This is a genomic window from Roseicyclus marinus, from assembly GCF_036322625.1.
GTDB classification, from domain to species: Bacteria; Pseudomonadota; Alphaproteobacteria; order Rhodobacterales; family Rhodobacteraceae; genus Roseicyclus; species Roseicyclus marinus_A.
Genome location: NZ_AP027266.1, coordinates 3,412,187 through 3,433,067, shown reverse-complemented (window position 1 = coordinate 3,433,067; position 20,881 = coordinate 3,412,187). Strand labels below are relative to the sequence as shown.

21 protein-coding genes are annotated in these 20,881 nt (G+C 64.2%); 8 read left to right on the top strand and 13 right to left on the bottom strand.

Features of this window, described 5'->3' with window-relative positions; translation table 11 throughout:
- Position 1 precedes the first annotated feature (1 nt).
- The 3 genes from AABA51_RS16540 to AABA51_RS16530 all read left to right on the top strand — a co-directional run bounded on the left by AABA51_RS16540 (position 2) and on the right by AABA51_RS16530 (position 2,168).
- Positions 2–1,183: a geranylgeranyl diphosphate reductase gene (locus AABA51_RS16540; RefSeq protein ID WP_338273201.1), complete on the top strand. Its 1,182-nt coding sequence runs from the start codon at positions 2–4 to the stop codon at positions 1,181–1,183.
- The gene (gene idi / locus AABA51_RS16535) at positions 1,180–1,701 is read left to right on the top strand and encodes an isopentenyl-diphosphate Delta-isomerase (protein ID WP_338273200.1); all 522 of its coding nucleotides are present in this window, start codon (positions 1,180–1,182) and stop codon (positions 1,699–1,701) included. The genes AABA51_RS16540 and idi overlap by 4 nt, the downstream gene beginning before the upstream one ends.
- A 77-nt stretch (positions 1,702–1,778) precedes the next feature.
- The gene (locus AABA51_RS16530; protein ID WP_338273199.1) at positions 1,779–2,168 is read left to right on the top strand and encodes a hypothetical protein; all 390 of its coding nucleotides are present in this window, start codon (positions 1,779–1,781) and stop codon (positions 2,166–2,168) included.
- Between the two features lie 3 nt (positions 2,169–2,171).
- On the opposite strand, the gene dxs is transcribed toward AABA51_RS16530, so the two are convergent.
- The 13 genes from dxs to AABA51_RS16465 form a co-directional block, all read right to left on the bottom strand.
- Positions 2,172–4,091 carry a 1-deoxy-D-xylulose-5-phosphate synthase gene (dxs, locus tag AABA51_RS16525; RefSeq protein WP_338273198.1) on the bottom strand — a complete coding sequence of 640 codons (1,920 nt, stop codon included), beginning with the start codon at positions 4,089–4,091 and terminating at the stop codon, positions 2,172–2,174.
- Between the two features lie 169 nt (positions 4,092–4,260).
- Positions 4,261–5,361, bottom strand: a complete 1,101-nt coding sequence (gene pufC, locus AABA51_RS16520; RefSeq protein ID WP_338273197.1) for a photosynthetic reaction center cytochrome PufC — start codon at positions 5,359–5,361, stop codon at positions 4,261–4,263.
- A gap of 3 nt (positions 5,362–5,364) precedes the next feature.
- The gene (pufM, locus tag AABA51_RS16515) at positions 5,365–6,372 is read right to left on the bottom strand and encodes a photosynthetic reaction center subunit M (RefSeq protein WP_338273196.1); all 1,008 of its coding nucleotides are present in this window, start codon (positions 6,370–6,372) and stop codon (positions 5,365–5,367) included.
- Between the two features lie 3 nt (positions 6,373–6,375).
- Positions 6,376–7,275 carry a photosynthetic reaction center subunit L gene (pufL, locus tag AABA51_RS16510; protein WP_338273195.1) on the bottom strand — a complete coding sequence of 300 codons (900 nt, stop codon included), beginning with the start codon at positions 7,273–7,275 and terminating at the stop codon, positions 6,376–6,378.
- A gap of 139 nt (positions 7,276–7,414) precedes the next feature.
- Positions 7,415–7,579 carry a light-harvesting antenna LH1, alpha subunit gene (gene pufA / locus AABA51_RS16505; protein WP_109666569.1) on the bottom strand — a complete coding sequence of 55 codons (165 nt, stop codon included), beginning with the start codon at positions 7,577–7,579 and terminating at the stop codon, positions 7,415–7,417.
- Between the two features lie 15 nt (positions 7,580–7,594).
- Positions 7,595–7,744 (bottom strand): light-harvesting antenna LH1, beta subunit, encoded by a 150-nt coding sequence (gene pufB / locus AABA51_RS16500; RefSeq protein WP_109666570.1) that lies wholly within the window; start codon positions 7,742–7,744, stop codon positions 7,595–7,597.
- A gap of 216 nt (positions 7,745–7,960) precedes the next feature.
- A complete protein-coding gene (pufQ, locus tag AABA51_RS16495) occupies positions 7,961–8,179 on the bottom strand; it encodes a cytochrome PufQ (protein ID WP_277825477.1) in 219 nt (72 codons plus the stop codon).
- Positions 8,176–9,654 (bottom strand): chlorophyllide a reductase subunit Z, encoded by a 1,479-nt coding sequence (gene bchZ, locus AABA51_RS16490; protein ID WP_338273194.1) that lies wholly within the window; start codon positions 9,652–9,654, stop codon positions 8,176–8,178. The genes pufQ and bchZ overlap by 4 nt, the downstream gene beginning before the upstream one ends.
- Entirely contained in the window at positions 9,654–11,225 is a 1,572-nt protein-coding gene (bchY, locus tag AABA51_RS16485; RefSeq protein WP_338273193.1) for a chlorophyllide a reductase subunit Y, read from the bottom strand. Before bchY ends, bchZ begins: the two co-directional genes overlap by 1 nt.
- A gap of 4 nt (positions 11,226–11,229) precedes the next feature.
- A complete protein-coding gene (locus AABA51_RS16480) occupies positions 11,230–12,231 on the bottom strand; it encodes a chlorophyllide a reductase iron protein subunit X (protein WP_338273192.1) in 1,002 nt (333 codons plus the stop codon).
- The gene (bchC, locus tag AABA51_RS16475) at positions 12,228–13,169 is read right to left on the bottom strand and encodes a chlorophyll synthesis pathway protein BchC (protein WP_338273191.1); all 942 of its coding nucleotides are present in this window, start codon (positions 13,167–13,169) and stop codon (positions 12,228–12,230) included. Before bchC ends, AABA51_RS16480 begins: the two co-directional genes overlap by 4 nt.
- Before the next feature lie 125 nt (positions 13,170–13,294).
- Positions 13,295–14,434 (bottom strand): methyltransferase, encoded by a 1,140-nt coding sequence (locus tag AABA51_RS16470; protein ID WP_338273190.1) that lies wholly within the window; start codon positions 14,432–14,434, stop codon positions 13,295–13,297.
- Between the two features lie 3 nt (positions 14,435–14,437).
- Entirely contained in the window at positions 14,438–15,307 is an 870-nt protein-coding gene (locus AABA51_RS16465) for a polyprenyl synthetase family protein (protein WP_338273189.1), read from the bottom strand.
- Between the two features lie 116 nt (positions 15,308–15,423).
- Here AABA51_RS16465 and crtD point away from each other — a divergent pair, with 116 nt between their 5' ends.
- The 5 genes from crtD (at position 15,424) to hslU (ending at position 20,865) form a co-directional block, all read left to right on the top strand.
- A complete protein-coding gene (gene crtD / locus AABA51_RS16460) occupies positions 15,424–17,001 on the top strand; it encodes a 1-hydroxycarotenoid 3,4-desaturase CrtD (RefSeq protein WP_338273188.1) in 1,578 nt (525 codons plus the stop codon).
- The gene (gene crtC / locus AABA51_RS16455) at positions 16,956–17,828 is read left to right on the top strand and encodes a carotenoid 1,2-hydratase (RefSeq protein ID WP_338276656.1); all 873 of its coding nucleotides are present in this window, start codon (positions 16,956–16,958) and stop codon (positions 17,826–17,828) included. Before crtD ends, crtC begins: the two co-directional genes overlap by 46 nt.
- Positions 17,829–17,927: 99 nt before the next feature.
- The gene (hslV, locus tag AABA51_RS16450) at positions 17,928–18,485 is read left to right on the top strand and encodes an ATP-dependent protease subunit HslV (protein WP_338273187.1); all 558 of its coding nucleotides are present in this window, start codon (positions 17,928–17,930) and stop codon (positions 18,483–18,485) included.
- Positions 18,482–19,561: a hypothetical protein gene (locus AABA51_RS16445; RefSeq protein ID WP_338273186.1), complete on the top strand. Its 1,080-nt coding sequence runs from the start codon at positions 18,482–18,484 to the stop codon at positions 19,559–19,561. The genes hslV and AABA51_RS16445 overlap by 4 nt, the downstream gene beginning before the upstream one ends.
- On the top strand, positions 19,558–20,865 hold the full coding sequence (gene hslU, locus AABA51_RS16440; RefSeq protein ID WP_338273185.1) for an ATP-dependent protease ATPase subunit HslU: 1,308 nt from the start codon (positions 19,558–19,560) through the stop codon (positions 20,863–20,865). Before AABA51_RS16445 ends, hslU begins: the two co-directional genes overlap by 4 nt.
- Positions 20,866–20,881 lie beyond the last annotated feature (16 nt).

Genomic DNA, 20,881 nt, shown 5'->3' with positions numbered 1-20,881 from the left:
CATGAAATACGATGTCGTCGTCGTGGGAGGCGGCCCGTCGGGTGCCACCGCTGCCGAAGATCTGGCGCGCTCTGGCCACAAGGTGGCGCTGATCGACCGGGCGGGGCGGATCAAACCCTGTGGCGGCGCGATCCCGCCGCGTCTGATCCGCGATTTTCAGATCCCCGAGGAACAGCTGGTCGCCAAGATCACGACCGCGCGGATGATTTCCCCCACCGGTCGCCGCGTCGATATCCCGATCGAGAACGGGTTCGTGGGCATGGTCGACCGCGAGCATTTCGACGAATTCCTGCGGGTCCGCGCGCAGGAGGCGGGCGCTGTGCGCGTCACCGGAACCTATACCAAGATCACCCGCGACGACGACGGCACCCATGTGCATTACCGCGACAAGGCGAGCGGAGAGGATCGGCAACTGACCACCAAGCTTGTCATCGGGGCCGATGGCGCACGGTCGAACGTGGCCCGGACCGAGATCAAGGACGGCGACAAGATCCCCTACGTGATCGCCTATCACGAGATCGTCGAGGCCCCCGGCCCGCGCGGCGATTATCACCCCGACCGCTGCGACGTGGTCTATGACGGGCGCATCAGCCCGGATTTCTACGGCTGGGTGTTTCCGCATGGCAAATCGGCCAGTATCGGAATGGGCAGTTTCCTGAAGGAAGTGGATCTGAAGCAGGCCACCGCCGATCTGCGTGAGGCATCGGGTCTGGCCGATTGCAAGACGATCCGGAAAGAGGGGGCGCCGATCCCGCTCAAGCCGCTGGATCAATGGGACAACGGGCGTGATGTCGTGCTGGCGGGCGATGCGGCGGGCGTCGTGGCCCCGTCTTCGGGCGAGGGGATCTATTACGCCATGGTCGGCGGCCGCGTGGCCGCCATTGCGGCGGCGACCAAGCTTCAGACCGGGATGATCAAGGACCTGCAACTGGCGCGCAAGCTGTTCATGCGGGAGCACAAATCGGTGTTCAAGGTGCTGGGCGCGATGCAGAACGCCTATTACAAATCGGACGAACGCCGCGAACGCTTCGTGAGCCTGTGCCATGACATCGACGTGCAGCGACTGACCTTTGAGGCCTATATGAACAAGGAACTGGTCAAGGCGCGTCCGCTTGCGCATATCAAGATCGGTATCAAGAACCTTGCCCATCTGACGGGGCTGGTGGCCCCGACGCGCGTATGACCGACATGATCCCGGCCTGGGTGAACGGCACATTGACCCCGGTGGAAAAGCTGGAAGCCCATCAAAAGGGCATCCGGCACAAGGCGATTTCCGTCTTTTTGATGCGCGGGGACAAAGTGCTGCTGCAAAGGCGAGCGATGGGGAAATATCACACGCCTGGGTTGTGGGCAAATACCTGCTGCACCCATCCCCATTGGGGCGAAGCGGCCCTTGATTGCGCCACGCGGCGGCTCGATCAAGAGCTTGGGATATCCGGAATTCCGTTGGTTTTCCGCGATACCGTCGAGTATCGCGCCGATGTGGGCGGCGGCCTGATCGAGCATGAGGTTGTGGATATCTTTGTGGGCGAAATGCCTGCCGGGCAGGAACCCACGCCCAATCCCGACGAGGTGATGGATACGATCTGGCAACCCCTGCCGGACCTGATGCGCGCGGTGATCGATCGCCCCTCGGGCTTTACACCGTGGTTGCAGATTTATCTGCGCGACCACGCCGGGGTGATTTTCCAAAGCGCCTGAAGATCCGGGCTGGACCCTGCGCGCAAGCCGGGTCACCTTGCGCCCCGCATCGACACCGGTTTTCGCGGAGCCCGCACATGACCCGTTTCTGGATCGTCCTGATCTGCCTGAGCCTGTTTGCGCCCATGGCGCGGGCCCAGAGCCTGATCGCGGAATATTACACGCTCATCGGACCCGGTGATTTCCGGAACAGCTCGGGTGCGCCCCTGGGTGATTTTGGCGCGATGCTGCAACAGGACCGCGCCAACCTGCACCGGTTCGGCAGGCCGGATCGCGCGGATCAATGGGACCCCGTTTTCGGCGATGCCGCCAATCGCGCGCTGATCCCGCGGATCTGGCAGGTCGCGCCCGGGTTCGAGTTCATCCCCGGTTTCGTGATGTCGGGCCAGCCCCGGTTCCTGCTGATCCGGGTCTTTGGGTATGGCACCACGCCGCAGGTGATGGTGGTCTACGACGGGGCCGGTTGATCCTTAGGCCCGGGCCTTTTCCGACAGGCTGGCCACGCCCAGCGCCGACAGGGCGGCATCGGCGATTTGCTGCGCCGACAGGCCCGCATCCTCGTACATCTCGGCGGGGCTTGCCTGATCGATGAAACGGTCGGGCAGGTGCAGGGTGCGGATCGCCGCGCCATGATCCAGCTGGCCCGTTGCGGCCAGATGGTGCAGCACGATGGCGCCAAAGCCCAGCATGGCACCCTGTTCCACCGTGATCACGGCAGAATGGCCCGCCATCAGCTGATCGACCAAGGCGGTATCGAGCGGCTTGGCGAAACGGGCATCGGCGATGGTCACGCTCAACCCCCGCGCCTCGAGCGCGCGGGCGGCATCCGTCGCTTCGGCCAGATGGGCGCCAAAGGACAGGATGGCCACGTCACGCCCCTGTTGCAGGATGCGGCCCTTGCCGATCTCCAGCACCTCGCCCACATCGGGCATCGGCACGCCGGTCCCCTCACCGCGCGGATAGCGGAGCGCGATGGGGCCGCTGTCATGGGCGGTTGCGGTGGCCATCATATGGACCATCTCGGCCTCGTCGGCGCAGGCCATGACGGTCATGTTGGGCAGTGCCGCAAGAAAACCGATATCGAAAGCCCCGGCATGGGTCGGGCCATCAGCCCCCACCAGCCCTGCGCGGTCGATCATGAAGCGCACGGGCAGGTTCTGCAGCGCCACGTCATGGACGACCTGGTCGTAGCCACGTTGCAGGAAGCTGGAATAGATCGCGCAAAAGGGGCGCATCCCCCCGGCGGCCAGGCCTGCGGCAAAGGTCACGGCGTGCTGTTCCGCGATGCCCACGTCGAACACCCGCCCCGGCATCGCCTTTTGCAGGATGTTGAGCCCCGTGCCACCCGGCATGGCAGCCGTGATGCCGACCACCCGGCTGTCGGTTTCGGCATGCCGTTTCAGGCATTCGCCAAAGACATTGGTATAGGCGGGCGCGTTGGGGGTGGATTTCTTCTGCACCCCGGTCGCGACATCGAACTTGTTCACACCGTGATAGCAATCATCCGACAGTTCGGCGGGGGCATAGCCCTTGCCCTTGACGGTGACGGCATGGATCAGAACCGGCCCGGTCGCCCGCGCCTTGGCGCTGCGCAAGACGTTAAGAAGTTGGCCCATGTCATGGCCATCGACCGGCCCGATATAGGTGAAGCCCAGATGTTCGAACAAGGTTGCGGATTTCTGTTGGCCCGTGACCAGTTCCCGCGCGCGTTCGGCCCCCTGCCGCAGCGGCTCGGGCAAATGGGCCGCGACTCCATCGGCGATATCCTTGAGCGCGGCGAACGGCGAATTCTTGGCAAGACCGGCCAGGTAGCTCGACATGGCCCCCGTTGGTGGCGCGATCGACATGTCGTTGTCGTTCAGGATGACGAAAAGGCGCCGCCCGATATGGCCCGCGTTGTTCAGTGCCTCATAGGCCATGCCGGCACTGATCGACCCGTCGCCGATCACGGCGATGGCATCGCCCGTGGCCTGCCCCATTTCCCGCGCCATGGCAAAGCCCAGGGCCGCGGAAATACTTGTAGAAGAATGCGCCGCGCCAAACGGGTCGTAGTCGGACTCGGCCCGTTTGGTGAACCCCGACAGCCCGTCCTTTTGGCGCAGGGTGCGGATGCGGTCGCGCCGCCCAGTGACGATCTTGTGCGGGTAACATTGGTGGCCGACATCCCAGACGAGCTTGTCATAGGGGGTGTTGAAGACGGCATGGATCGCCACGGTCAGTTCCACCACACCCAGCGACGATCCCAGGTGCCCGCCGGTTTCCGACACGGCCGAAATCGTTTCGGCGCGCAGTTCGTCGGCGCATTGCTTGAGTTCGGCATCGGTCAGGCGGCGCAGATCCGCCGGATAGGTGACGCGGTCGAGGACGGGGGTGTGGGGTCTGTCGGTCATTTGTGCTGGTCCTCCCGAACCGGCGGTGGAGACGAAAAAACCGCGAGCAGGGTCTGAACCTGCCCGCGGCGAGGAACCTCACGAAGGGACGTAAGGAAAGGTCGAAACCGGGGGCGGGGCGTGGCCGCGCCCCCGGTCGGATCTGCTATGGGCCGGGGCCCGCATCGCCCTACTCGAAGGCCGAGTAGTCGGGCATGTCATCCACCACGGCCAGCTCGGGCCAGTTGTGGATCACGTTCAACCCGTTGAGCGGCTGCTGTTCGCCCTGGTGGCAGGTGCGGCAGGCCAGTTTGGGCCCATCCGCATAGACCGGGCCCAGCCGTTCAGGCGGCAGGACGGTTTCCAGCGGCAGGATGTACTGCTCCAGCGTTTCCTGAACCATCAGGATGCCCAGGCTGGCGGTGGCCCATTGCGGGGTCACCTGCGAGGGATCGTAGAAGGCGCGGGTGTTGTGGCAGAAGGTACAGTTCACCCCCAGCGAGTTGGCGAAGTAGTTCATCCAGGCATAGGTCATTTCGGCCTGCTGGATGAGCGGGCTGCCCGGCGGGTTTTCGGCCCGGCTGACAAGGTCATGGACCTGCGCCACACCATATTGCCCGTTCTCGTCCTGAAGCAGGAAATGCTCGAGGTAGGTCGAGGGCAGCGAGGTGAAGTTGGAGGTCATCGTCACCCGGTTCTGGATCGCGGGCCAGCCGGCAACGTTGGAATTGACCGGCCCGACGCGGAACCAGATGTTGTTCGGGACAGGCTGGCCGCGGTGGCAGGTGTAACAGGTCACCCCCACCTCGGCATTGGCCTGAACGTGACCCGCCCAGTTCTGGTTGATGTTCTGCGTCATCTCGATCATCGAGTAGGCGAGTGCGGTCTGGTAGCTGTCATTGCCCGGTTCCAGAAGGTCGGGAATGCCGGTCCAGGACCGCATCGCCTCGAGCAGGCGTTCGTAGTTTTCCACGGTGACATTGGCCAACGCGGGGGGAACGCCTTCGAGAACGTCGATCGCCATCTGCGAATCGGCGGTCGGAACCACCGGCTCTGAGGTGACGAAGCCATCCACATCCGGGTAGACGGCCAGGTCCGACACGAATTCCGACACATGCATGCCTGTGCCGCGCGGACCGGTCTGCATCTGATCCGTGGCGAAGGGTTGCCCCCAGGCCACGATCATGGCTGCAACAAAGATCGCCGATCCCGCGACACCCACCGCGATGGCGGGGCCGAAGATATTGGTCGGATTGTCCTTGTTCCAGTTGTCAAACCACTTGGGAAACATGGCTCAGTTACCTCCCGGCGCGATGCCACCGAAATCCGCATAGGTGCCGTAGGCTTCGTAGCCGTAAGCGCCCAGGTATTCGGGTGCGAAGTTGTGTTCGATGGCCCAGATGAACCAATTGTCCACGACAGTGCCGGTCAGAAGGATGCCGATGCCGCCAGTGATCGGGGTCAGGACCGCGAACCACCAAGCCCAACGGTGAATGCCTTCCATCGTGGCGTTGAAACCCATGGTCCAGCGCCAGAACAGACCCGCCCGCTCGGATGCCGTGCCACGGTCATAGATCTGCTCCAGTTCCCGGTCGCCACCATAGCGGGAGACGGCAAGGATGGTCGCGCCATGCATCGCAAACAGCAGGACGGAGCCATAGAGGAACACGATCGAAAGGGCGTGGAACGGGTTGTAGTAGAGGTTCCCGTAGCGGATCGAGAAGGCCGTGGTCCAGTCAAGGTGCGGGAAGATGCCATAGGGCACCGCCTCGCTCCAGGATCCCATCAGGACGGGACGGAACAGGCCGAGGACAAGGAAGAGCCAGATCGCCGCCAGAAAGGCCCAGGCGATATGCTTGCCCATCTTGTGCTGCGCGGCCAGGAGATAGGTCCTGAGCCACCAGCTCATCACCGAGATCAGCAAGAAGAAGCTGGAGATGATGTACCAGCCACCGTCATTGAGCGGCGGCATGGAAAGCCCGTATTCCGGTCCCGGAGGTTCGAGCGCCAGCCAGAACAGCTGCCGGACGAATTCGGGAATGGACCAACCAACCTGGCTCAGCATGTTGAGGCCAACGATGTTGAACCAGAGCGTGCCGGTGGCAAGGCTGATCAGCCCCGCCCAACCGAGGTAGATGGGACCGATCTGCGCGTTGCCGATCCAACCGATCAGGGTCGAAAAGGTCGCCTTCCTGGTCCGGTCGCCACCCAGGATGTTCTCGCCGGTCTGGGCCATGCCCATCTCGGGCTCGCCCTGCACCTGCACCTGGGTGAAGATGTTCTGATATTCAAAGTAAGCCATGGCTCAGTTTCCTCCCACGACTGCGGCGGCGTTGGAGCCGTAGGTCGCCATGCCCGTGCTGTCATAGACGACACCGGGGTCCGGCCAGATCGGCAGGGTCAACCACCAGTTCCACCATTCGGGCCAGCCGGAGGTCCAGACCGGGCCGGAGATGATGATGCAGACCGCGCTCCAGAAGCCCGCGTTCAGCGCCAGAAGCAGACCGACGCGGTGGATGCCCAGCGTGCCGATCGAATAGCCGATGAAATCGCGGAAGAACGTGTCCTCGTGATCCGGGGTCTTGGCTTCCTCGCCCTTCTCGGGGTTGGCTGCCGACAGGATCAGGCCACCATGCAACGCGAGCGCGAAGGTCGTCGCGAAGAAGAAGGTGACGGCGATCATGTGTGCCGGATTGTAGTGGAAGTGCAGGTAGGCATAGCCGACGTTCGAGACCCAATCGAGGTGGCTGAAGATCCCGTAGGGAAATCCATGACCCCAGGCGCCCATCAGCAGCGGGCGGAAGACCACCAGCGTGACATAGGCGAAGATCGCGAAACCGAAGGCAAAGGGCACGTGATAGCCCATGCCCAGCTTGCGGCTGATCTCCACCTCGCGCAGCGCCCAGGACACGAAGGCCCCGACCGCGCAGAAGGTGATGATCTGCCAAAGACCGCCCTCCATGAGCGGCGCGAACCCGAGCCCATAGCTCAGGTCAGGGGGCGCGATATTGATCGTCCAGGGGTTGAAGTTGCCATCCATGGCAGCTCCCCAGAAGATCAGGATCGTCCCCAACAAGGCGAAAAAGGCTGTCGTCACTCCGAAGAAGCCCACGTAAAACGGGCCCACCCAGAAATCGAACAGATCGCCGCCAATCAGCGTCCCTCCGCGGACGCGATATTTTTTTTCGAAGCTTAGCAAAGCCATGCGTCTGTCTCCGCGTTCGGCGGCGTCAACGGGCAGCGCCGGTCAGCCGTCAGTCAAGTCATTCGGATCGCTGCGGGCGAAGCGGTCACGGCACCGCCCGCAGCAGAGATGACCCGCGCCCAAAGGCGCGGGCAGCAGGTCAACCGCCGAAGCCAGCGGTTGCAGCTGCGGACTCGAACCAGTTCAGGCCCGACGACAGAACCACCAGGTGGATCATCGCCGCGAGAAGGAACAGGAAGACGCCCTGGGCCACGAAAACGCGGCGGGGGTCAAAAATGAGCCAGATCTTGTAGAACTTAGCCATGTTGTTGCTCCTTCCTCAGAACCAGGGTGCCCAGATGTACGTGGCGAGATGAGCCACCAGGGCGACGGCCGAGAACAGCCAGAGCCCGCTCATGTACACCGCGTGCAGCTCTTGCGCCTGCTCGTCGGTAAGACCCGTGAAGGACAGGTCGGAATTATCAGCCATTAACTTTCCTCCGGAACGTTAGACCGATGCCGCGAACCCCGCGGCCGGGCCCCGGCAAGGCCTCATTGCCCTGCCGGCCATCCACCCCACCCCGCGTTGCCCCGGGATGTGGCGAATTTCGTGTCGGCTCCGGTCGTCACGCCGAGTGTTTCGTGTGGCCCGTCCTTGCCCCCCTGTGGTCTGACGACAGGGTCTGTTGGGCAGGTCGGAGCCTTGTCAGGCCGAAAAGATCATCGGTGTGATGATCCGCGCCTGGCTCCAGGCGCGCTTGATCGGTCCCTTGTCGGTCATGTTGCCTGCGCGGATCGCTGCGAGCGCCCATGTGATGGTCGCCAGCGGCAGCGTCGCGAGGAAAATGATCCCGAAATAGATCATGAACTCGGTCTTCGGCGGTTTGTGCCGGCTGACCGGATGGTCAGAGGTGAAGTCCGTCATCTTTCCTCTCCCTCATTGAGATCGAAACCCGTAGGGGCGAGCGCCCGCACGGTATCCTTGACGACCCGCTCGGCCCCTTTCGCCAGCGCGGCCTTTTCGGCGGCGTCGCGCAGCGATTTGGCGGCGGAAATGCGGGTCAGAACCGGGTGTTCCTCGACGATGCGGTCGAGCAGCGCCTGCGCATCCGCATCCCAGGGGAAATCGCGGCGCAGCGTCGTCGGCGTGGCCTCGGCGGCATCCATCACGCTGCCCAAGGGCAGGATGTGGAAGAGCGCATCGAACAGGCTGTTGCAGACTTCTTGTATGATATAGGTCGCACCCGCATAGCCCATGAAGGGCGTGCCGGTCGCCCGCCGGATCGCAGCCCCCGGAAAGCTTGCCGGGATGAAGGCCGGTTTCGGCCCATGGCCCCCGGCCATCTCGGCGAGATACATCTTTTCGTTGATCGAGCCCATCAACACGAGGGGTCGCTTGCCATGCACCATGGCGCGAACCTCGTCATTGTTGGTCTTGCGCCCGGCGATCCGCGCCACGGCAAAAGCGCAAGGCAGGCCCATGTCGGTCTCGAGGAACTGGCGCACACCGCGGGCATAGGTTTCATTGGCCACGATGCCGAAGCTTGCCGTGGCAAAGAAATCCTGCGTCACCGACCGCCAAAGATCCCAGACCGGCTTGATCGTCGAATGCTTTTCGCGCGCGATGAAGGGCTCGGGGTCCAGCCCCAGCAATTCACCCAGCTTGCGCAGGAATTTCGTGGTGGATTCGATCCCGATGGGGGCTTGCAGATAGGGCTTGCCCAGAACCTCGGCCAAGCCGCGCCCGAATTCGCGATACATCACGATGTTGACGTCGGCATTCACGAGGTTGCGCATCTCGGCCAGGTGGCTGCCCAGGGGCATGACCATGTTGACCTCGGCCCCGATGCCTTCGACCAGACGCCGGATCTCGGCCAGGTCGGAGGGCATGTTGAACGTGCCATACATCGGCCCAAGGATGTTGACGCGCGGCGCGGCCCCTTCCTCGCGCTTTTTCTCGGGGGGCATCCGGCCCTTGGTCATGCCGAATTCGGTAAAGATCCAGGTCATGGCGCGGTCGGCGCTTTCCCATTGATCCTCGTCGATGGTGCGCGGCAGGAAACGCTGGATATTAGTGCCCATGGGCGTCACGCCGCCGCCGATCATCTCGGCGATGGAACCCGTCACAACGACCGAGGGAAGCGCAGGGTCCAGAACCTCCCACGCGCGTTTCATCGCGCCCTCGGTTCCGTCGCGCCCCAGTTCTTCCTCGCCCAGACCGGTGGTCACGATGGGCAATTCATGGGGGGGCAAGGCATCCGTATAATGCAGAACACTCGTCACCGGCAGATTTTCACAACCGACGGGGCCATCGATGATGACCTGCAGCCCCTTCACCGCGGTGAAGGCATAGACCGACCCCCAGTAGCCGCCGGCGCGATCATGATCCTGGATCAGCATCAGATCATCTCCTCGGCCTTGGCGGCGCGCGCCAGCTTGTCGAGTTTCTTCTGATGCTGTGCCCGGAAATCGGGGCGCAGGTTCGGTTCGCCTTCCCAGATGCCGGCGGTATCGCCTTCGCCCACACCGGCGAAGAACTCGCGCATGTGGTCCATGCGGTCCTTGTTGGCCATGGCGGCGTTGACGACCTGGCCAAGCGACCCGGCACCCGCCGGTCCCATCAGGGGACGTGCGGAAATCAGGTTCGTGAAATAGAGCGAGGGAATGCCCAGCTCCTTGCCCTTTTGCACCACGGGGGTGGTGCCGATGGCGAGATCGGGCTTGATCGCCTCCATCGCGGCGCAATCATCCTCGAGGCTGGCGCGGAACTTGACCTTGACGCCGCGCGCCTCAAGCCATGCCACATCGGGTGCCGACCATTTGGTCTTGGGGCAGGCCGAACCGACATAGGGAACTTCGGCGCCGCTTTCGATCAGCAAGCGCGCAACCAGCAATTCGGAACCCTCGTAGCCCGAAAGCGTGATGGTTCCCTTGATCGGGTTCGCGGCCAATCCCGCCTTGATCGCGGGCAGGAAGGCATTCTTGGCGGCGGCCAGCTTGTCCTCGGTCACGCCATAGGCGTCGGCAATCGCGTCAAGCCATTCGGCCGTGCCATCCAGACCCACCGGGGCAGATCCCACGATCGTACGCCCGGCCGCTTCGAATTCGCGGATGGCGGCGGTGTAGAACGGGTGGATGGCGGCGACGACTTGACTGTCGAGCGCAGAATAGAGCTCGCGCCACTCACGGCAGGGAACGACCGGACCTGCCGCCAGACCGAGTGGCGCGAGCATCCCTCCAATACCCAAAGGGTCTGCAGGGAACATTTCGCCCAACAGGGTCACTGTCGGACGATCGGATTTGCCCGAAACGGGGGCCTGGACGGGGCCAGCCTCCACCTCTTTGCGGGCATAGTTCAGCATCGCGCCGGCCAATACATCCTTGGCCTCGGCGTGTGTGGGGATCCCGAAACCAGGCACATCGATGCCCACGATCCGTACCCCGTTGATCTCATTGGGCAACAGCCGCAGCGGCACACCCGACGCGGTGGGCACGCACAGGTTCGTGACCACGATAGCGTCATACCGGTCAGGGTCGGCCATGTCGTGGACCGCTTCGCGGATATCCTCGAACAGCTTGCCGGTGACGAGGGTTTCCGAATTGAACGGCACATAGCCGACAGACCGGCGCGCACCGTAGAAATGCGACACGAAGGTCAGGCCATAGACGCAGCAGGCCGAGCCCGACAGCACGGTCGCGGTGCGGCGCATCCGCAGGCCCACGCGAAGCGAGCCGAAAGCCGGGCACATCGATTGCGGCTTGTCATGCGGGCCCTGGGGATAGTCCTTGGCGTATTGATCGAGGATCTCGGACTTGCCCGCCATGCGGGCAGCCTTTTCCATCTCGGCCGCCCCGGCATGACACCCCATGCCGTCGCCCCCTTGCGGCGGGTTGCCCGTGGCTTCGACACGCGCCTCGCCGCGGATGACCTCCACCTCGGCGCTGTCGTCGTATCTGATTTCCTCGGTCATCCGCTCACGCCTCGTCGTAGATGACTTCGAGGGACGGCTTGAGAACCGCATTCTTGCCACGCATGTCCGCGTCGCTTGCCGGTTCCAGCGTGATGCCCGCGCCCGTTTCGGATCCGTCGAACAATTCGAGCAGCTGGTCCTGCGTCAGGGCGATGGGCTTCATCGGTGGGGCAACGGCCACGTTGTCGCCAAGGGCGGCAAAGAGCGCGCCCCACTGGCTCTCGGCCGTGCCGACGATCTGGTAATTCGCGGATTTCTTGCGCAGGTCGTCATCTTGCGGAATCGAGGCCAGGACCGGGATGCCCACCGCCTCGGCGAAAGCCTGCGCCTCGCCCGAGCCGTCATCCTTGTTGATCACCAGGCCCGCGACACCGACATTGCCGCCAAGCTTGCGGAAATATTCGACCGCCGAGCAGACATTGTTGGCCACATACAGCGACTGAAGATCGTTGGAGCCGACGAGGATCACCTTTTGCGCCATGTCTCGCGCGATCGGCAGGCCGAAGCCGCCGCAGACCACATCGCCCAGGAAGTCGAGCAGCACGTAGTCGAAATCCCAATCGTGGAAGCCAAGCTTTTCCAGCAATTCGAAACCGTGGATGATCCCGCGCCCGCCGCAACCGCGACCGACCTCGGGCCCACCCAGTTCCATCGCGAAAACACCGCCGCGCTTGAAGCAGACATCGCCGATCTTCACTTCCTCGCCCGCCAGTTTCTTCTGGGTCGAGGTTTCGATGATCGTCGGGCACGCCTTACCACCGAACAAAAGGCTGGTGGTATCCGATTTGGGGTCGCAGCCGATCAACAGCACGCGCTTGCCCTGTTCGGCCATCATGTGGCTGAGATTGGCCAGCGTGAAGGACTTGCCGATACCGCCCTTGCCGTAGATCGCGATGATCTGGGTTTTCTTGGTCGGCTCGCCCTGCGGCACCTCGAGCGTCGGCTCATGGGCTTCTTCGCGCAACTTGGCATCATAATCGCGCAGGTTCGGAACATCGAGGCTCATGCGGCGTTCTCCCAGTTCAAGATCATCTTCAGGCAAGCCGGGTCTTCGAACGCGGTCTGATACGCACTCTCGGCCTGCTGGGCGGGGACGGTATGGGTGATGAGACCCGCAAGGCTCAGCGCCCCGTGGTCGATCAGGTCGCGAGTGGCGACCAGGTCTTCGCGTGTCCATTCGGCGGCGATGCGGAACCGCGCCTCCCGCAGGAAGGCGGGCGGAAAGGCGAATTGCAGCGGCTCGGGATAGAAGCCGGCCAGCACGATCTCGCCACCCTTGGCAAGGCGTCCGACCATCGTGTCAAGCAGCGATGACACGCCCGAGGCGTCATAGATGCAGCCATAATCGCGGCGTGGATCGTCGTCGGGATGGATGACATTGTAGCCGGTCGCGCCGGATTGGCGGTCGGCATTGATCTCCCAGACGGTCGGCGCATCGCCCCCTGCCGCAAGGGTCAGACGGGCCAGCAGACGACCAAAGACGCCGTGGCCGATGATCAGCTCGGGCAGCTTGGTGTTCAGACCCGCCAGCGCATGACGCGCCGTCGCGGCCAAGGCCAAAAGCGCGCCCTCGGCCCCAAGGCCAGCGTCGATGCGCACGACACGGTCGGCCCCCGTCACCAGCCGACGGGCAGCGCCACCGAACAGTCCCTTGACCTCGCCATAGCAATTCGCGCCGGGGACAAAGACGATATCGCCAGGCTTGTAGCCGGTGCCCTCTGCCGCCTCGACCACTTCGCCTGCGGCCTCGTAACCGGGGACAAGCGGGTAGCCCATGCCGGGAAAGGGGGGCATCTGGCCGGACCAGAACAGCTTTTCCGTGCCTGTCGAAATCCCGGAATGACGCACCTCGACCACCAGATCGCCGGCGGCGGGATCAGTCAGCGTCACCTCACCCAATCCTAGGGTTTTGGGGCCTTGCAAGATGACGGCGGTGGTTCTCAAGGTCGTGCGTCCCGGTGTTTGCAGGGAGGGATGTGAAAGAATCCCAAACCTGCGGCATTCTGACTGTCAGTTTAACCTGACACTCTGCTATGTCAATCTCAATAGACATAGCTGTCCGTTTTTCCTTACAGTTTCCGGCCCTCGACCACCGAAGTGATGAAGGGGCGGGCCGTCTTGCGGATACGGATGTCGGTGAAACCGGCAGCTTCAAGATGTCGGGCAATCTCGGCGGCGCTGCGCGCGCGACCGGTGCCCATGGCAAGGCAATAGAGACCGAAATAGGCATCCCCCGCCCGCGCCGGATGATCGCCGCCCGACATCGGCTCGCTCACGATGATCCGGCCATTCTCTGGCAGGGCGGCATGCGCCTTGGTCAGCAATTGGCGGATGGTGGCGTCGGTATGGTCATAAAGCACGCGGATCAGGCTGATCGCATCCGCACCCTGCGGCAGCGCGTCGGTCCGGAAACTGCCGCCGGTGATCTGCACGCGGTCGGTCAATCCGGCCTCGGCAAACCGGCGGTTCGCCGGATCGATCACCACGGGCAGGTCGAAAAGATGCAGGTTCAGGCCAGGATAGGCCGTGCCCACCGCAGTGAGAAAAGCCCCGGTTCCCCCGCCAAGGTCCAGAAGCGTGCCGATCCCCTTGAGGTCCAGCACGCGCAACGCCTCTTCGGCCACCAGCGTCTGGCTTTGCGCCATCAGTTCCGAATAGGTCGCGGCGGTATCTTGGTCGATCTGGCCACCCGCGCCAAAGACATAGGGCCAGAAAGCCGCCAGTTCTGTCGCAGGCGCGTCGCGGAAAAAGGCGACCGGATCGGCCATGTCGCGATACAGCACATCATGGTGTCGGATCATCTGAGCCAGCCCCGGAATACCGGGCAGCGCCGCGCCCAAGCGGCCCAGCGCATAGCGCCCGTCGCGCTGGCGTTGCATCAGGCCCAGCGCGGCGGCGGCTTGGCACAGAACGCGCATACGGTCGGGGTTGATCCCGGTGCGCAGGGCCAACCCCTCGACACTGCGCGGTTGTGTGGACAGGTGATCGGCCAGGTCCAGCTGGACGAAAGCCATCAGAACCTGACTGTGCAGGAAGCCTGCGACCAGATCGAACAGCGCCTCGCCATCCTTGCGGGCGATGCGCGCGGCGACCGGCGTCCGCGCGGCCCAGGATTGGAACCGGCGCGACCGCATCAGGCCGGTTTTCCAAGCATATAGCCTGTCCCGCAGGCGCGGGCGGTCAGGATCGGTGTGGTCGGCCAAGGCCATGCGTCACGCGATATGCTGAGCGGGAAGGACTGGCGTCAGCCGCTCGGCGGTCTTGCGCACCATGTCGCACAGCATCGCCTCACCCGGACAAGACGGGATGGAGGCGATGGCCCCCGACAAGATATCCTCCAACCGCCGGATCGCACCGCGCACACCCAGTTCGGACACGGCATTGGGCCGCCCGTTGATCTCGTCCTGATGGGCGGGCTTGCCCAGCGTCGCCTCGTCGTAAAGCGCGTCGCGCAGATCGTCGGCCACCTGGAAAGCTTCACCGATGCGCGCGCCCAGTTCGGTCCAGGCGTCTGGTTCCTCTCCGGCGGCGGCGGCCCCCATGCGGGTTGCAGCGGTGAACAGGGCGCCTGTCTTGGCGCGGTGATAGGCGCGCAGGTCGATCTGCGCCTCGCTTTCCCATCCCTGACCGGCGCAGATACCGCCGGGCATGCCGCTCGATTCCCCCAGGATGCGGATCAGCTCGATCGCGCGGGCGGGGTCCAGAACAGCGGCGCGCGCCAGAACCTCGAAAGCCATGATGATCAGGCTGTCCCCCGTCAGCAGCGCCAGGGGTTCACCATAGGCGCGGTGAACGGCGGGCTTGCCGCGCCGGATATCGGCATTGTCGAAACAGGGCATGTCGTCATGCACAAGGCTTGCGCAATGGATCAGCTCGATCGCGGTGGCGGCGGCATCGGCGACGCCGGGGCGGTCATCGCCACAGGCCAGCGCGACGGACAGGCAGATGGTGGGGCGGATGCGCGCGCCGCCGGGGCTGACCGCATAGTCCAGCGCCGAGGCAAGGCGGGGCGGCGCCGATCCCGCCTGACCCAGCCGGATGGCACCGGACATGGCGGCTTCGATCCGGGGTTTCAGGGACATGGGCACGCCTTTCCGCTATGAAAGAATCTGACCTGATGGACAGATGTGATGTAAACTAGAGTGGACAAACGCCTTTTGACTGTCAATATAAACTGACACTTGTTCGGGAGAATGCCGTGACACATGCCCCGCTCCGGGCCCCTCTCAGGGCTGTCGTGATCGGCGCTGGCATTGGCGGATTGTCCGCCGCGCTCCGGCTGTCCCATGCCGGGCTGTCGGTGACGGTCGTCGACATGGGCGACGGCCCCGGCGGCAAGATGCGCACCCGCGACAGCGTGGCGGGGCCCATCGACATCGGACCGACCGTCATGACCCTGAAAGGCGTGTTCGAGACGCTTTTCACCGATGTCGGCACCCGCCTCTCGGATCATGTGACGCTTGTTCCCGACGATATCCTTGCGCGGCATCACTGGCGCGACGGCTCCAGCCTCGACCTGTTCCACGACTCAGGGGAGAGCGCCCGGGCCGTCCGTGCCTTTGCCGGGGTTGAGGGCGAGCGGCAATTCCGCCGCTTCTCGGATCGCGCCCGAAAGCTTTACGAGGCTTTCGAGGGGCCGGTGATGCAGGCCGCCAAACCCAGCCTGACCGCCCTGACGGCCCATGTTCTGAAAAACCCCGCCCTGATCCCCGCGATGGCCCCGGGCCGAAGCCTTGCCGCGACACTGGCCGCGCAATTCACCGATCCGCGTTTGCAGCAATTGTTCGGGCGCTATGCCACCTATGTCGGCGGTTCCCCCTTCCAAAGCCCCGCCGTTCTGGGCCTGATCTGGCACTCCGAGGCCAATGGCGTCTGGCGGGTCCAAGGCGGGATGAACAAGCTGGCGCAAGCGATCTGCAAACTCGCGCAGGACAAGGGCGCTGCCTTCCGCTTCAACACCCGTGCCGACCGCATCGAACAACAGGCAGGCCGGGTCACGGCCGTGCATCTATCCGACGGAACCCGCCTGCCCGCAGATCTGATCCTGTTCAACGGCGATCCCAAGGCATTGGTGGACGGCCACCTGGGCCACGGCCCCGCCACGGCCGTTCCGCGCAAATCGGTGGCCGACCGCAGCCTCTCCGCCTTTGTCTGGGGCTTTGCCGCCGAACCCGCGGGCGTCGATCTGGCCCATCATAACGTGTTCTTCTGCGCCGATCCCAAGCGTGAATTCGACGATCTGGCCGCGGGCCGGATGCCCGAGGACGGCACGCTTTACGTCTGTGCGCAGGATCGGGGCGGCCCCGCCCCCACAGGCCCCGAACGCTTCGAGATCATCCTCAACGGCCCGCCCGGGCACCCCTCGACCCCGGAGGACGCATATACATGCCGCACACGTACATTCGAGACACTGGCCCGGATGGGGCTGAGGTTTTCCCCGACGCCGGACATCACGGCGCTGACGATGCCCGCGGATTTCGACCGGGCCTTTCCCGCGTCGGACGGTTCCCTTTACGGGCTTTCCCCACATGGGATGATGGCGACATTCCAGCGTCCGACGGCGCGCACGAAACTGCGCGGCCTCTATCTCGCGGGGGGCGGGGCGCATCCGGGGGCGGGAATTCCCATGGCCTGCCTCTCAGGGCAGCACGCGGCCGCGGCGATCTTGAGCGACCTTGCTTCGATCTCGACGTCCCGGCCGATGGCTACGCCTGGTGGTATGTCGACGGGATCAGCGACGATGGGGACCGCGCGATCTCCATCATCGGCTTCATAGGGTCGGTTTTCTCGCCCTGGTATCGCTGGTCGGGGCGCAAGAACCCCGCCGATCATTGCTGCCTGAATGTCGTGACCTACGGGCGCGGCGGGCGCTGGACGATGACGGATCGCGGGCAAGATGCGCTTGGCCTGTCGCGTGACCGGCTGCAGATCGGACCATCGGCCATGGTCTGGGCAGGCGATCACCTGCGCATCGAGATTGCTGAGATGTCGACGCCTCACGCCCAGATGGTGACGGGCGAGGTCATCGTGCGGCCCAGCGCCCTGACACAGGTGGAAATGGCCCTGACGCCGGACGGCGCGCATGTCTGGCGCCCCTTCGCGCCCAAGGCCGATATCGAGGTGCGGCTGAACCGCCCCGGCTGGACCTGGACGGGCCACGGTTATTTCGACGCCAATTTCGGCACCCGCGCGCTCGAGGCCGATTTCAGCTATTGGACATGGGGCCGCTTTCCGCTCCGGGATGGCGCGGCCTGTTTCTACGACGCCCAGCGCCGGGATGGGTCCGAACTGGCCGCCGCGATCGGCTTTGCCGAGGATGGAACGCCACGCGCGATCGATATGCCGCCCAAGGCGCGCCTGCCCCGCCCCGGCTGGATGGTCCGCCGCGAAACGCGGGCGGATGCGGGCCACCAACCGCGCCAGGTCAAAGCGATGCTCGACGCGCCCTTCTACAACCGCGCCGCCGTGCAGACCCGCATCAACGGCGAGGATACGGTCGGCGTTTTCGAGGCGCTCGACCTGGACCGGTTCCGGGGCCCGTGGCTGATGCCCATGCTGGCGGTCCGCGTTCCAAGGCGGCCGGGATGGCCGGGGTGGGTTTGAGGATGCCGGGCTGAAGCCCAGCCTACGGCGTTCGGCTCTCGGGTGGTTGCGGGCACAGGGTCCGCCCGCCATATAGGTCCAGACAGCGACGGAGGCCCCATGGCAGACAGCGATTTTCCCGGCTGGCACGGCACAACGATCATCGGCGTCCGCAAGGGCGGGCAGGTGGTCGTTGCAGGCGATGGGCAGGTCAGCCTAGGCCAGACCGTGATCAAGGGCAGCGCCCGCAAGGTGCGCCGCCTGTCCCCCGGCGGGTATGACGTGGTGGCGGGGTTTGCAGGCTCCACCGCCGATGCTTTCACCCTTCTGGAACGGCTCGAGAAAAAGCTCGAGGCGACACCGGGCCAGTTGCAGCGCGCAAGTGTCGAACTCGCCAAGGATTGGCGGACCGACAAGTACCTGCAAAAGCTCGAAGCGATGCTGATCGTCACCGATGGGCGCGAGCTCTACATCATCACCGGCGCGGGCGACGTGCTGGAACCCGAACATGATGTGGCCGCCATCGGATCGGGCGGCAATTACGCACTCGCCGCCGCCCGCGCGATGATGGACACGGAGAAAGACGCCGAAACCATCGCGCGCGATGCCATGGCGATCGCCGCCGACATCTGCGTCTACACCAACGGCAACCTGACCGTGGAAAAGATCGGCGGATGACCGGGATCACCCGCGACGACATCCGCGCCGCCGTCACGGCGGGCGTGATGACCGAGGCGCAGGCGGCGGCCCTTGTCGTCCTGTCCGAACAGCGGTCGGGCGTGCGCAAACATGTCGACGGGCTGGATGAACCCTTCGAGCTTTTCAAGGGGTTCAACGAAGTCTTCATCGTCGTGGGCCTCAGCATCCTTTACCTTGGCTTTGCCGGGGTCACGGGAATGACGATCCTTGGCACCACGCAGGGCTATATCCTTGGGATGGTCTATGCGGTGGTGGGCCTTGGCGGCACGGTCGCGCTGGCGCGGTATTTCACCATCAAGCGCCGGATGGTCGCCCCCTCCATCGCGCTGGCGGTCATTTTCGCGCTACTGGCCGCGCAGTTCGGCTTTGCCTTTGCCGCGATGCTGGACATGACGACGCCCGGATCGCTGACCACGGCGGCGGGGCTGTCGGCCCTGTTCCTGTCGACCTATTACGCGATATTCCGCGTGCCCTTCACCATGGCGCTGATCGCACTGTCGGTCTTTGCCACGACCTTCGGCTTTGCCACGCTGGGCGGGAATTTCCCCGCCGATCCCCGCGATATCTTCCTCTTGTCCGCCGATGGACCCTTTGCCGTGATGACCATCGTTCTGGGCCTGATCGGGCTGATCATCGCGCTTGGTTTCGACATGTCGGACCCGCACCGGGTGACGCGGCGCGCCTCTTCCGGGTTCTGGCTCCATGTCATCGCGGCGCCTGCGATCGTGAACACCGTGGCGCTCACGCTGTTCGACCAGGACACGCTGTTTGCCCAACTGGTGCTGGCAGGCTTTCTTGCGCTGATGGCGCTTTTCGCCGTCGTGATCGACCGGCGGTCCTTTCTCGTGGCAGGCGTCGGCTATGTCGTGGCGCTCGCCATCACCGTGGTCGAAGGGCAGGCGTTTTTCGTCATCCTGATGCTGGGGGCGGGTCTTGTCCTCCTCGGCGCGCAATGGGAGGCGCTGCGCCGATCCGTCATGCGCATCCTGCCCCGCTTTCCCGGCAAGGACCGCTTGCCGCCCTATGATCTCATGACACAGGAGTCCGCATCGTGACCGACCTGACCCCCCGCGAAATCGTCAGCGAACTGGACCGTTTCATCATCGGTCAAAAAGATGCGAAACGCGCCGTAGCCGTGGCGCTCAGGAACCGCTGGCGGCGCAAGCAGCTGGGCGATGATCTGCGCGAAGAGGTTTACCCCAAGAACATCCTGATGATCGGCCCGACCGGGGTGGGCAAGACCGAGATCAGCCGGCGCCTTGCGAAACTGGCGCGTGCGCCCTTCATCAAGGTCGAGGCGACGAAATACACCGAGGTCGGCTATGTCGGCCGCGACGTGGAACAAATCATCCGCGATCTGGTCGATGCGGCACAGGTCATGGTCCGTGACCTGATGCGCGACGATGTGAAGGCCAAGGCGCATGACGCCGCCGAAAACCGCGTGATCGAGGCGCTGGCCGGAAAGGATGCCCGCGACCAGACGCGCGAGATGTTCCGCCGCAAGCTGCGCGCGGGCGAGCTGGACGACACGATCATCGAGCTTGACCTTGCCGATACTTCGAACCCGATGCAGGGCCTCGAAATTCCGGGCCAGCCCGGCATGGGCGGGGGGATGATGAACCTTGGCGACATTTTCGGCAAAGCCTTCGGCCAGCGGATGGTGCGCAAACGGCTGACCGTCGCGGCCAGCTACGAACTCCTGATCGCGGAAGAGGCCGACAAGCTTCTGGATGACGAGACGGTGAAAAAGGCCGCGCTGGAAGCGGTCGAACAGAACGGCATCGTCTTCATCGACGAAATCGACAAGGTCGCCACCCGGCAGGACATGCGCGGCGGCGATGTCAGCCGCGAAGGCGTGCAGCGCGACCTGCTGCCGCTGATCGAGGGGGCAACCGTCTCGACCAAGCTCGGGCCGGTGAAAACCGACCATATCCTGTTCATCGCGAGCGGTGCGTTCCACATCGCCAAACCCTCGGATCTCCTGCCGGAACTTCAGGGCCGTTTGCCGATCCGGGTGAACCTCCGCCCGCTGATCGAGGGCGATTTCGTCCGCATCCTCACCGAAACCGACAACGCCCTGACCCGGCAGTACAGCGCGCTCATGGCGACGGAGGAGGTTACCGTGACCTTCACCGAAGACGGGATCGCCGCCTTGGCCAAGATCGCCGCCGATGTGAACCAATCGGTGGAAAACATCGGCGCGCGCAGGCTTTACACGGTGATGGAGCGTGTTTTCGAGGAATTGAGCTTCAACGCCCCCGACCGATCGGGCGAAGCGGTGGTCGTCGATGCGGGTTTTGTCGAAACCAATCTCGGCGAATTGACGCGCAGCACCGACCTCAGCCGTTACGTTCTGTGACATAAGCCTGTATCTG

Bases quoted from the DNA above. Each gene is read 5' to 3' on its own strand.
- AABA51_RS16540 (WP_338273201.1), top strand. From the start codon at position 2: ATGAAATACGATGTCGTCGTCGTGGGAGGCGGCCCGTCGGGTGCCACC.
- idi (WP_338273200.1), top strand. From the start codon at position 1,180: ATGACCGACATGATCCCGGCCTGGGTGAACGGCACATTGACCCCGGTG.
- AABA51_RS16530 (WP_338273199.1), top strand. From the start codon at position 1,779: ATGACCCGTTTCTGGATCGTCCTGATCTGCCTGAGCCTGTTTGCGCCC.
- dxs (WP_338273198.1), bottom strand. From the start codon at position 4,091: ATGACCGACAGACCCCACACCCCCGTCCTCGACCGCGTCACCTATCCG.
- pufC (WP_338273197.1), bottom strand. From the start codon at position 5,361: ATGTTTCCCAAGTGGTTTGACAACTGGAACAAGGACAATCCGACCAAT.
- pufM (WP_338273196.1), bottom strand. From the start codon at position 6,372: ATGGCTTACTTTGAATATCAGAACATCTTCACCCAGGTGCAGGTGCAG.
- pufL (WP_338273195.1), bottom strand. From the start codon at position 7,275: ATGGCTTTGCTAAGCTTCGAAAAAAAATATCGCGTCCGCGGAGGGACG.
- pufA (WP_109666569.1), bottom strand. From the start codon at position 7,579: ATGGCTAAGTTCTACAAGATCTGGCTCATTTTTGACCCCCGCCGCGTT.
- pufB (WP_109666570.1), bottom strand. From the start codon at position 7,744: ATGGCTGATAATTCCGACCTGTCCTTCACGGGTCTTACCGACGAGCAG.
- pufQ (WP_277825477.1), bottom strand. From the start codon at position 8,179: ATGACGGACTTCACCTCTGACCATCCGGTCAGCCGGCACAAACCGCCG.
- bchZ (WP_338273194.1), bottom strand. From the start codon at position 9,654: ATGCTGATCCAGGATCATGATCGCGCCGGCGGCTACTGGGGGTCGGTC.
- bchY (WP_338273193.1), bottom strand. From the start codon at position 11,225: ATGACCGAGGAAATCAGATACGACGACAGCGCCGAGGTGGAGGTCATC.
- AABA51_RS16480 (WP_338273192.1), bottom strand. From the start codon at position 12,231: ATGAGCCTCGATGTTCCGAACCTGCGCGATTATGATGCCAAGTTGCGC.
- AABA51_RS16470 (WP_338273190.1), bottom strand. From the start codon at position 14,434: ATGGCCTTGGCCGACCACACCGATCCTGACCGCCCGCGCCTGCGGGAC.
- AABA51_RS16465 (WP_338273189.1), bottom strand. From the start codon at position 15,307: ATGTCCCTGAAACCCCGGATCGAAGCCGCCATGTCCGGTGCCATCCGG.
- hslV (WP_338273187.1), top strand. From the start codon at position 17,928: ATGGCAGACAGCGATTTTCCCGGCTGGCACGGCACAACGATCATCGGC.
- AABA51_RS16445 (WP_338273186.1), top strand. From the start codon at position 18,482: ATGACCGGGATCACCCGCGACGACATCCGCGCCGCCGTCACGGCGGGC.